We start from the raw sequence: 11,518 nt of genomic DNA, 5'->3' as shown, positions 1-11,518 counted from the left end.
CTTCTAACCTCAAATTTTAAATAATGCGATAATGATGTATAGCTGCGCAATAATATAGATTTGTGTACAATAAAAGATGGTGTTTTATGTTATTATTATGAACGCTGACTCTTATTATTGATTTTCAGCAATAACAAAGCTAGTGTTATTTAACTATTTTACTATAATAATATGCTTATGAGAACACTTGTTCAAAAGCTTAATTAAATAATTGAGTTAACAAATTAGGATCATTTTCTATCTGCAAAAGATGTATCTCAAAGGAGGAATGATTTTGCTGGGTATTGGCAAAACTCACGGAAAAATTTTTTTAATGGGAGAACATGCTGTTGTTTATCATCAACCGGGGATCACTATTCCTTTAATTAATCTTCCCACAACAGTTCAGGTAACAACTGCACAAGGAAGTGAAACATATCTCAACTCACAATATTATCAAGGCCCTCTAAACCACAGTCCTATCGAACTTAAAGGCATCAAAGCTCTGATTGAACTCTTATTACAGGATCTGCCAATTAGTAAACCCCTGCAGATTCAAATTACTAGCGAGCTGCCCATCGAACGCGGCATGGGCTCTTCAGCGGCCACAGGAGCTGCAATTACCAAAGCTATGTTTAATTATGCACAGGTCAAATTAGACTATCAGCAATTATTGCACTATACCGATTTTTCAGAAAAAATAATCCACGGTACTCCTAGTGGATTAGATGCCATTACTGTTAATTCACAGCAGCCGATTTATTTTATTAAAGATCAACTCACGCAACCTTTTTCTTTCAGCTTACCCGCATATTTAGTTATTATTGATTCGGGGATCAAAGGTCAAACGGGGGCGGCTGTTCATGATCTGCGCCTTTTAAAACAACAAAATCCGCAACAAGTTACCCAACAAATTAAACAATTGGGAACCTTAACCAAGCAGACTTACAAGCTTTTAAAACAACCGGATGTCGCCGGTTTGGGAAGTTTGTTTCAGCAAGCTCAGACTATTTTGCAACAGCTTAAAATTAGTAATTCTTTTTTAGATGAATTAGTAGACCTTGCTAATCATGCTGGAGCTTTAGGTACGAAAATCACGGGTGGCGGCCGCGGTGGTTGTTTAATCGCTTTAGCTGCCGATAAAACCCAAGCTCAAAATATTGCTCAAGCCGTCAAAGGCTCAGCCCACCAAGTTTGGATCCAAGCTTTAAATAATTTTGATAAATAGGATGGCATCATGATACAAACTACTACCACTGCACATACAAATATTGCCCTGATCAAATATTGGGGCAAAAAAGATCCCGTGTTGCACCTACCCTATACGGATAGTCTCTCACTTACACTAGACAGTTATTATACAACCACCACCACTAGCTTTTTAGCCGGTGACACTGATCAAGTACGAGTTAATAATCAGGTTGCCAGCCCGCAATTTTTTAAGCGTACTCAACAATTTCTTAATTTGGTCCGGACGCTTAATAATTCACAGCAGGCTATTGCTGTCGAAACTATAAATCATGTTCCTACTGCTGCCGGTTTAGCCTCTTCTGCTTCCGGCTTTGCTGCTTTAAGCGGCTCTTTAAATAAATTATTTCAAATGAACCTGTCGCGCAAAGAATTATCATGTTTAGCACGGCGGGGGTCAGGATCAGCTACCCGTTCAATTTATGGAGGATTTGTTCAGTGGCATCAAGGAAAAGACAACCCCAGTTCTTTTGCAGAGGCCATTGACGAAAATCCCAGCTTACCAATCCGCCTCATTAGTGTGGTCATTAGTAAGCAAGCTAAAAAAATCTCCTCTACTCAAGGAATGGAGCATGCTGTTAATACTTCACCTTTTTATGCGCAGTGGCCACAAGTCGTTAATTGCGATATGCAAGCCATGCTACAAGCTTTAAAAACACAAGATTTAGAAGCTGTCGGAAGGATTGCGGAAAATAATTGTTTAGCTATGCACGCTTTAAACTGGACTTCACGTCCTGCTTTTTCTTATTTCACAAAAGAAACTTTACAGATCATTAACCTAGTGCATAAACTACGATCCCGCGGTTATTGTGCTTACTATACAATCGATGCCGGTGCCAACGTCAAGGTTATTACCTCCCTTCAGGATGTAGCTGCCGTCCAACAACAAATTCAGCTCAACTTCCCCCAAGCGCAATTAACTCTTTTAAAACCTGGTCCGGGTATTAAATAAGTATGCTATAATTATTTTTTGGTTAACTACTTAGTGAAAGGTTTTGATGATGTGATAACTGTTCAGGCCCCCGGAAAATTATACATTGCGGGTGAATATGCGGTTGTAGAACCTGGATATCCAGCAATCGTAGTTGCTTTAGACCAATTTGTAACTGTTTCAATCGCTGACGCTTACGATCATGGAACAATTAATTCCAAACAGTATGAAGAAATGCCGGTACGCTGGCGGCGGCGGGGTAATCAATTAGTTATTGATAAACGGGACAATCCTTTTGAATATATTTTATCTTCAATACATTACACAGAAAAATACGCTTTAGAAAAACAACACTCGTTAGAATTATTTAATCTGACGGTTAATAGTCAGCTGGATTCTCAAGACGGCAAAAAATACGGATTAGGATCTTCTGCGGCAGTAACTGTTGCCACAGTAAAAGCACTTTCCCAATTTTATAAATTAAATTTAAGTAAAGAAGAAATTTTTAAATTAGCCTCTATTTCTCATTTCCAAGTGCAACATAACGGCTCCTTTGGCGATATTGCCGCCAGCGTTTACGGCGGCTGGATTGCTTATCAATCTCCTGATCGTCAGTGGCTGACACAAATGTTAGCCACGCACTCTTTGACGGAAATACTTCAATCAGATTGGCCTCAATTAAGTATTGAACAATTAGAGTTTCCTGCTAATTTGAATTTACTTATCGGCTGGAGTGGCAGTCCTGCTTCGACGCCTGTTCTAGTTGACAAAATTGCAGTTTTTCGTACTAAACAGCAACAGCGTTATCAACAATTTCTTGATGATTCGCGCGCTTGTCTGCAAAAGATGATTGCCGGTTTTAAACATGGTTCTAGTCAGATTATTAAACAACAAATTAATGTTAACCGCCAAATACTGCGCCAATTAGCGCAATTTAGTGGTGTAATTATTGAAACTCCTAAATTGCAAAAGTTATGTGAAATTGCCAGTAACTACGGCGCGGCTGCCAAAAGCTCCGGTGCTGGCGGCGGCGATTGTGGTATTGCTGTGATCGATGCAGCTCCCAATGTTAAAGATGCACTGCTGGCAGACTGGAATCAACAGCAGATTCAACCACTAAACTTTAACGTCCATGCTTTAAATTAAAAATGAGGTGCCCTGTGCCAAAACAACCAATTGAATGGCAACGAAAAAATGAGCATATTTTTTTGGCCGAAAAATATTACCAAAAACATAATCCCTTTTTTGATGAAATGCGGCTAATGCCGGTCAGTATTCCTAATATTGCCTTAGACCAAGTTGATATCCACACTGCTTGGAAACAGCAACAGGCTGATGGTCCCTTATATATTAATGCTATGACTGGCGGAGCGCCGCAAACCATTGCGATTAATCAAAAGCTGGCTACACTGGCAGCAACTCTCAAAATTCCTCTGGCAGTCGGATCAATGAGTAATTATCTCAAATACCCTGCTGAAGCTGAAATTCGTCATTCTTATACAATTGTTCGAGAAAGTAATCCCCACGGTATTATTTGGGCGAATGTTTCGGCGCACACTCCCTGGCCTGACGCTCAAAAATGTATTGATTTAATTCAGGCCGATGCTTTACAGGTTCATTTAAATGCAGCTCAGGAAACGATCATGCCTGAAGGAGACAGTAATTTTGTCTGGCAAGAAAATTTGCGGCAAATACTGAAGCACATTTCGGTTCCCGTTATTATTAAAGAAGTAGGCTTTGGTATGACGGCACAGACCGTTCAGCAACTGCAAGAACTAGGAGCAAAGGTCATTGATATCTCGGGGCGCGGTGGTACTAATTTTGCCCAGATAGAAAATACCCGCAATCATCAAAAGGATTATCAATTTTTGAACGATTGGGGATTAACAACACTGGAATCTTTGTTAGACACGCAAAAATTTCAATCTCAGAGTTGTATCTTGGCTTCTGGCGGGATCCGTTCTCCTTTAGATGTTATTAAGTGCCTCGTTTTAGGAGCACACGCTGTAGGAATAGCGGCTCCAGTCTTACATCTATTAGAGCATCAAGGTTTGGCAGCTACTACTAAACATTTTGCTCAATGGCTGGAGCAAATTCGCGAATTGATGGCACTCTTAGGCTGTCATAATTGCCAAGAATTACAACAAGTTGATTATCGCCTTTCTGCTAATCTGCAAAATTTTTTAACCTCAAGAACTTAAAAAATAAGAAAAATATACTTTGTTTTAACAAAAACGAGATCAAAAAATTTGATCTCGTTTTTATTGTCGTAAGCCTTTGGGATAAAAGTTTTTTAATTGATTATTCACTAATTTTCCCCAAGAAAAAATTCTTTCCTCAAAACTCACAGCAACCCAGCCTTTAAAAGCTGCTTTATTAGTTATCGTGAGCGTTTCTCCATGAATAAAATGCTGAAATTGATCCGAAGTTAAGGCAACAACGTGCCGAAATTGTTGTGGTTGCAAGGCTAAAACCAAGGCATGATTAGGCTCAAAACGCTGCTTTTTAAATTCCCCCAATCTTAGACCATTGCGGAGAATTTTCAAAGGTCGTGGCTGCTGGTTAAATATCTTAGCGGCATTATATAAGTTTTTTTGTTGAATCAATAAATTAGAAAAATTAACATCTTTGAGACTCTGGGTCGCAAATTCTTGCCAGAATTTTAGATCTATTGAAGATGAAGACACGGGCAATTTAGCCGCTGAAGCTAATTGATCGCTGACCCCTGGTTTTTTTAGAGCACAAATAAAATGTCCTTCGCCTTGATAATGATGAGGAAATAAGCGTACTGTTAATTTTAAAGCAGCATTATTATTTCCCCACTGTGGGCAACCCGTATCCATACCCGGAAAATGTTTTAACGGTAAAATTTCCCAACCATATTGTTGCTGTAGCCAATCTATATTCTGCTCGTCTTCTTCAGGAGCAAAAGTACAAGTAGAATAAATTAAACGACCGCCTGGACGCAACATCTTAACTGCTTCACTCAAGATTTCTCGTTGTCTTTGAGCACATTTTTGAACGTAGTCCACAGACCAATAAGTCATCGCCTCCGGATCCTTACGAAAGAGTCCTTCACCGGAACAAGGCGCATCAACTACAATACAATCAAAAAATTCCGGAAAAATTTTCGCTAACTCTGCAGGCGCATTATTCGTCACTATAGTATGAGTTAACCCCCAGCGTTCAACATTAGAAGACAGTACGCGTGCTCTTGAATGATTGATTTCATTAGCAACTAATAAGCCTTGATCACCCATTAATGCTGCTAATTGAGTAGTCTTTCCCCCGGGAGCAGCACATAAATCCAGTACCCTTTCATCGGCTTGAGGTGCAGCATATTGAGCAACATTCATGGCACTGGGATCTTGTGAATAAACCCAGCCGGCTAAATTATCAACGCCGTTACCATCAATTTTGCCATAATAAGCGTAATTTAAATTACTAATCGGATGCGTACAATCTTCGTTAAGCAAATCTAAGTGCGCTTTCAGGGGATTTATACGAAAACCGGCAGTTGGAGGCTGATTAAAGCTGGCAAAAAAAGCAGCCGCTTGATCCGCTAATAATTTCTGATATTTTGTAATAAAAGCAGCCGGTAAATTCATTAATTCATCAATCCTTTTTTGTTATTAATTAAAATTCGACAAACAGCTACCAAATTAACTACCGCAAACAATACTACAAAATATAAAATCATGATTTTTTTGCTAATCAAAGGAATTTTTAAAAAGACTAAAAGTGCTGCTATTACAAAAGTAACTGCTTCAGTTAGAAAGAATTTAAACCAACTTCCTAATTGAAAATCTGCCAGTAAATCTCCTTTAAGCGGTGTAGTTTTTAGTAAATTAAGCATGGGTAACTGTACAAACCAGCATAAAACCAAGATGATCAAAGCTAAAGCGATCAAACCAAAAAAGGTCAGCCCCCAACGTGTCCACCAAGTTTGGCGTACGTTATTAATTTGATTAGCCGAGCGATAAGAATAATGTGCACCTAGAATATGCTGCATTTGTTTTAAATGTTGCGGATGATGTAAAATATTTCCATCTACAACAATTTGATAATGACGAATCTGGGTCTGATTATGCTGATTAGGTGAGGCTGAAATAAAAATATGCCGGTTTAATTTCTTCGTGTTAGCCATTCCGGCTGCTCCGATTACAGAATAATAATCACCATGTAATTGATAATAAGCTTGTGCTTGCGGCTTATAAGCATTTTTATAGAGATCCTGACCTAGGATAATGAACGGAATCGTAGATTGAAAATCATTTTCTGTAAAATAACGTCCGTTCGTCATCGGTACTTTGGTTAAATGCTGTGACATATAAACATAACTTAAATCAGGATTTTTCTTTTGAATAAAATAAATTTGAAAATTACGTAATTGTTTTTGCTGCATTTTCTGTAAAGCGGTTGGAATCGACTGCTTGGATTTTGACGGAAAGATCAGAGCCCCATCATGAATATCGCCACGATCCATTAACCGCTGATAGTTCCGGCTATCATTATGTGATACTAAAAATCCTGCTAACAGCAAAACTAAAATAATAGTTAAATTGATAATTAAATTCTTCTTCATACCTTTATCCAATCTTAAAGAGATGATCTTTGATAAGATCAAAACTAGGAAATAAACGATTAATTTGTGCCAAACGGCTATCATAAATTAACCTAGCTTCTTGCCAAAATTCCAAACTGTTAGTTGCCCCTTGATACTCTCCGATAATCCAAAATTGCGGCCGGGGAGTCAGTTGCCGAATTGTTGTCAAAATTTGGTAATCTATAGGATCACGATCCGGACTCCAAGAAAGTAAAACCACATCAACATAACGATAATAAGCAAATAACGCTGATAAGGCATCAGACTTTTCAATTGTGGTCCAAGGCTTATTTCCAGTTGCACTGCTAGTTGCCCAAGATAAATTATCAGTCGCCCAGACTCTTTGGCCTCGCTGCTGCAAAGAGTGGGCTAAAATTCCATTCCCGGCCATTAATTCAAGATACTTTAAATGAGGAAATAAAGTGGTCCAACGCTGCATCATGGGTGCGTTTAGCAGCGTCCAGATCCCCAAGTCCTTTTGAATAAAATCGCGAAAATCATCTAAAAACTTAGCAAAATTTTGTAGAAATTGACTTTTTGCGGGCAAAGTCATCGTTGGCAAAAAATCACTATTGGTCATTAAATCAGCAAAATCACCCGCAGTTACTTCCAACTTACTCAAAATAAAATTCGGCAAAAGCTGTTGCCGATAAGCGTTAATTACTTGCTGCATTTGTTGTAATAAATAATTGAATTTAGGTATTGTCACAAAAATTAATTGATATTTTTGGAGCTTTTGTTCATAATTTAAGAGGTCCATCTTTTTCCTTTGAAATAATTAATTTAACATACTGTTATATAATAAGCGAATTTAGTTAAATTTCAAAATTCTTTAACAAACCTTTAAAGATATCTTCTTTTTAAAAGTGTATCATAGTTAATATAATAAACAGAATTAATCAAGTGAGGCAAGTTGAATGAGCAACACGAATAATAATAATGATGACAATACCCTTAAAGGCTGGTTGATTTGGATTGTTCAAACAGTTATTCTGGCAGTTATCATTTTTGGAGTTTTTATGATTTTCAATACGTATGTTTTTTCGAATACCCGAGTTTCAGGAACTTCGATGCAGCCAACTTTTGAAGACGGTGATCGCACAATTGCCTGGCGCCATAGTAAATTAAAAACCGGCGAAGTAGTTGTTATTAACGCGCCTGATGAGCCGGGATCATTTTATATTAAAAGAATTATTGCGACTCCCGGACAAAAAGTGGTTTCTAAAAATAACAAAATTTATATTAATGGAAAAAAACTAAAGCAAGACTATCTGAAACCGGGAAGTAAATTAGTTGATGATGGTTCTGATAATGTATACGGGACTCATTATACCGATACGGGTGATTTTTCTATCCGCTCTTTAGCTAAAACTTCCAACTATCAGGATATTTATTCGAAAAAACAATTAGCACAAATGATTAAAACTAATCGTGTTCCCAAAGGATCCTATTTTGTCATGGGTGATCATCGTAGTGTGTCTAAAGACAGCCGCTATATTGGTTGCATTGCCCGTAATAAGGTTGTCGGAGTCGTGAAAGTTAGATACTGGCCTCTTACTCAATGGCGGATTTTTTAATTTCAAAGGAGTATAAAATTATGCAAAATAGTCTGGCCGAATTAATTATCCAATATCAAAAGAAGACTAACAAAAATGATGCGCAATTTGCTTTCGAAAGTCATTTTACAGTAGAAAAGATTCATAAGATCAAAGCTGGCAGCAATAATTATACTGCAGACGAAGAAAGACGAATTATTCAATATATTAAAGAGCATTCTTCTTTTTAGTAATTTAAAAGCAAAAGTTTTTTGAACAAAAACTAACGCAAAATAAAAAGCCGTTTGTCAACGGCTTTTTAATATTATTAATTTATTTGTTGCTTAACGGCTTCATTAACGGCTGCTTGTTCTTCACTAATTAATTGAACACGACTCGCAATAATAGAAGTATCCATCTTAATTTCCCGAGTTAAGCCGGGAGTATTCAATTTTGGTTCAAAGAAATCACGAAATTCCTGCAAACGTGCTGGAGTACGAAAAACTTGAGCAATAACTGTAATATAACTAGAAAATTCCATATCTCCACCAACCGTCTGCTCTAACCAAGTCCAATCATCTCGTAACCAATCCCAAGCCTTCTGCTGGCCCTGAGGATTAGCTAATAAGCCGTAGAACCAAGCGCGTAAATCTTGCGGCTTGATAGTTTCACTATCTTCAAATAATTGAACGATTTTACTAACCAACTGTGAATCAGTAACCTGAGTCAAAGCAGCACACAAGTCGGCTTTATAATTACCATCAGCAGTCTGTCGATATTCCATTAATAATTTATCAAATAATTGCTGATTTCCAAAATTTTGTACTTCATTTTTTAAAACTAAAACGCGAATATCAGCTGATAAAGCTGCCAAATTCTGCTGGTTATCTACAAAGAGCTGATGTGCTGCTGCTAACGATGCCGGATTTTTAGCATATAAAGCAGCATTTAAAACCAGCGGCCGGGTTAAAGTATCTTCTTCAGTTTCTTGTGAATGCTGTTGCCAACCTAAGCGCTGAACCTGGTCTTTACTTAATTGATCGGCAAAAGTACGCAAATTCTTTTCTGCTGATGAGTTAGGATCAACAAATTTCTTTAAGTTATTAATCACCCGATAAAGTGCTTCATTCACAATATGAAATGGGCTGTCTGCAAATTTTGGTAATAAATTAACCAATTGTGCATATGAAATTCTTTTACTTTCAGCTAATAAAAGCAGATCTTGTAAAATTTGCAATTGTGAGATAGCATCCAGATCTTTAACCGTAGTTAAAATATCATCTAGTAAAATCGGATCATATTGTACGATAAAATGCGATTCATTGCCGACATTCAATCTTAGAGGTGCCTCGTTTTTTTGCCGCAACTGCTGATAATTTCCCAAATTAACAGTTTTTTGAGCCATAATTTGAGGTGCTGCGGAGAAATTAGCCTTTAGAGGAATTTGCCACTGGCGTTCGTGCTCTTGATTAGCGCCAATAAAGAACTGCTGTTGGCTCAGACACAAATCTTTGCCTTCAAGTTGAACTTGGACAACCGGATATCCCGGCTGCTCCAGCCAAGTATTCATAATTTGACTAATATTCATCCCGGAAACTTGCCCTAAAGCCGCCCAGAGATCAGCCCCGGTAGCATTGCTATACTGATGAGCCGCAAAATAATTTTTTAAACCGCTCCTTAATGCCTTATCACCAATTAAAGCCCGCACCATCACCAGCATCCGAGCCCCTTTAGCATAAACAATGGCTGAATCAAATATAGAATCGATATCTGCGGGACTTTCAACTTGAACGTGCACGGGTTGCACCCCGTCAACCGCATCACGTTGTAAAGCCATCGGTGCTTCTGCTGTCTGAAAAATTTCCCAGATATGCCAATTTGGTTCTAATGCATCAATAGCAACATATTCCATCATATTAGCAAAACTTTCATTGAGCCATAAATCATCCCACCACTGCATAGTTACGAGATCACCAAACCATTGATGGGCTAATTCATGGGCAATTACTGTGGCGACATTAGCTTTAGTATTTAAAGAAGTGTTGTCAGGATCTAAGGTTAAATAGGCTTCCCGGTAAGTTACCAGGCCCCAATTCTCCATCGCTCCTGCGGAAAAGTCAGGCAGTGCTAATTGATAAGAATGCGGTAACGGATACGGCGTCTGATAAAAATCCTCATAGAATTCAATTGACCGTTTAGCAATATCTAAAGCAAAATTTAATTCTTTGGCTTGATGAGCCTTGGTCGCAAAAACTCCGATTTCCACTCCACTTTGTGTATGGGTAATTTTACTCTGCAATTCTCCAAAAGCAAAAGCTACGAGGTAAGTAGACATTTTTACGGTTTGCGCAAAATAATGCACCCCATTTTCGACTTTTTCTTCAGGCATATTGCTAATGATGGTTTCTCCGGCTTGTTCATCAAACTTAATAGCCAAAGAAAAAGTGGCTTTAGCAGCGGGCTCATCAACACACGGAAAGGCCTGACGAGCAGCTGTAGTTTCAAATTGGGTACCAATAATTTGCTTTTTTACACCTTCTACTTGGTAATACGAAGGATAAATTCCCATCATAGAGTCAGTTAATGGCGCTGTATAAGTGATTTCTAATTGCAGTGCTCCAGCTTTAGGTAATGAAATTAGTACTCTTTCTTGTGAGTCATCTTTTTGAAAAGCTACATTTTGACCAGCAACTTGGACTTGAGTAATGTTTAAATATTTCTGATTCAAAAATATTTCTTGTTGTAAAGCTTGGGCTTGAATAGTTGTTTTACCAGTAATCTGTTTTTGGTGGCGATCAATATCTAAATATAAGTCATAATGTTCTGGTTGAAAAAAATCTATTAATCTTTGCGTCATTATCTCAGCATCCTTTTCATTTAATTATATTTTCTCGGCTAATAACGTGGTCATTTAATCTTAAAAGACCCTTTATTAACCAATCCAAGCAAGAAAATACTATTGCCAACCGTAATTAGCTTTAGATACAAAGAAACTGGCCTTTTGAAATGATGGCCAGTTTTTCATAATTGTTATTTTTCTTCCGATTTTAAAACGCCACCGACAGCATAGTGATCTTTTTGCATCTCATTAAGAACAATATGAACATGCTCTTTAGGTGCTCCGGTATTTTTAGTAATTGCATCAGTCACGTCTTGGACTAGTTGTTTTAACTGTTCTGGTGAACGTCCTTCAATTAATTCAATATGAACTAGCGGCAT

At 37.8% G+C, this 11,518-nt stretch carries 11 protein-coding genes; 6 read left to right on the top strand and 5 right to left on the bottom strand.

Going from position 1 to position 11,518, the window contains the following annotated elements; all coding sequences use genetic code 11:
• Positions 1–268 precede the first annotated feature (268 nt).
• Genes mvk through fni form a run of 4 tightly spaced genes read left to right on the top strand, consistent with a single transcriptional unit; the run spans position 269 to position 4,359 of the window.
• Positions 269–1,207, top strand: a complete 939-nt coding sequence (gene mvk / locus JG29_RS03945; RefSeq protein ID WP_045922592.1) for a mevalonate kinase — start codon at positions 269–271, stop codon at positions 1,205–1,207.
• Between the two features lie 9 nt (positions 1,208–1,216).
• A complete protein-coding gene (mvaD, locus tag JG29_RS03940; protein ID WP_045922591.1) occupies positions 1,217–2,179 on the top strand; it encodes a diphosphomevalonate decarboxylase in 963 nt (320 codons plus the stop codon).
• A gap of 51 nt (positions 2,180–2,230) precedes the next feature.
• Entirely contained in the window at positions 2,231–3,304 is a 1,074-nt protein-coding gene (locus JG29_RS03935; protein WP_045922738.1) for a phosphomevalonate kinase, read from the top strand.
• Positions 3,305–3,318: 14 nt separating this feature from the next.
• Entirely contained in the window at positions 3,319–4,359 is a 1,041-nt protein-coding gene (gene fni / locus JG29_RS03930) for a type 2 isopentenyl-diphosphate Delta-isomerase (RefSeq protein ID WP_198139892.1), read from the top strand.
• Positions 4,360–4,419: 60 nt separating this feature from the next.
• On the opposite strand, the gene JG29_RS03925 is transcribed toward fni, so the two are convergent.
• The 3 genes from JG29_RS03925 to JG29_RS03915 are packed head-to-tail and all read right to left on the bottom strand — an operon-like array spanning position 4,420 to position 7,524.
• Positions 4,420–5,766: an RsmB/NOP family class I SAM-dependent RNA methyltransferase gene (locus JG29_RS03925; protein WP_045922589.1), complete on the bottom strand. Its 1,347-nt coding sequence runs from the start codon at positions 5,764–5,766 to the stop codon at positions 4,420–4,422.
• Entirely contained in the window at positions 5,766–6,743 is a 978-nt protein-coding gene (locus JG29_RS03920) for a hypothetical protein (protein WP_045922588.1), read from the bottom strand. Before JG29_RS03920 ends, JG29_RS03925 begins: the two co-directional genes overlap by 1 nt.
• Before the next feature lie 4 nt (positions 6,744–6,747).
• Complete coding sequence (locus tag JG29_RS03915) at positions 6,748–7,524, bottom strand: hypothetical protein (RefSeq protein ID WP_052696295.1); 777 nt, start codon at positions 7,522–7,524, stop codon at positions 6,748–6,750.
• 157 nt (positions 7,525–7,681) lie between these two features.
• Here JG29_RS03915 and lepB point away from each other — a divergent pair, with 157 nt between their 5' ends.
• Positions 7,682–8,341: a signal peptidase I gene (gene lepB, locus JG29_RS03910; RefSeq protein WP_045922587.1), complete on the top strand. Its 660-nt coding sequence runs from the start codon at positions 7,682–7,684 to the stop codon at positions 8,339–8,341.
• Between the two features lie 20 nt (positions 8,342–8,361).
• Positions 8,362–8,550 carry an LBP_cg2779 family protein gene (locus tag JG29_RS03905; protein WP_045922586.1) on the top strand — a complete coding sequence of 63 codons (189 nt, stop codon included), beginning with the start codon at positions 8,362–8,364 and terminating at the stop codon, positions 8,548–8,550.
• 77 nt (positions 8,551–8,627) lie between these two features.
• On the opposite strand, the gene JG29_RS03900 is transcribed toward JG29_RS03905, so the two are convergent.
• Entirely contained in the window at positions 8,628–11,156 is a 2,529-nt protein-coding gene (locus tag JG29_RS03900) for a M1 family metallopeptidase (RefSeq protein WP_045922585.1), read from the bottom strand.
• 173 nt (positions 11,157–11,329) lie between these two features.
• Positions 11,330–11,518, bottom strand: a complete 189-nt coding sequence (locus JG29_RS03895; protein ID WP_045922584.1) for a 2-hydroxymuconate tautomerase — start codon at positions 11,516–11,518, stop codon at positions 11,330–11,332.

Source organism: Bombilactobacillus mellis, from assembly GCF_000967245.1.
In the GTDB taxonomy this organism is placed as follows: Bacteria; Bacillota; Bacilli; order Lactobacillales; family Lactobacillaceae; genus Bombilactobacillus; species Bombilactobacillus mellis.
This window is presented reverse-complemented; position numbering and strand designations above follow the sequence as displayed.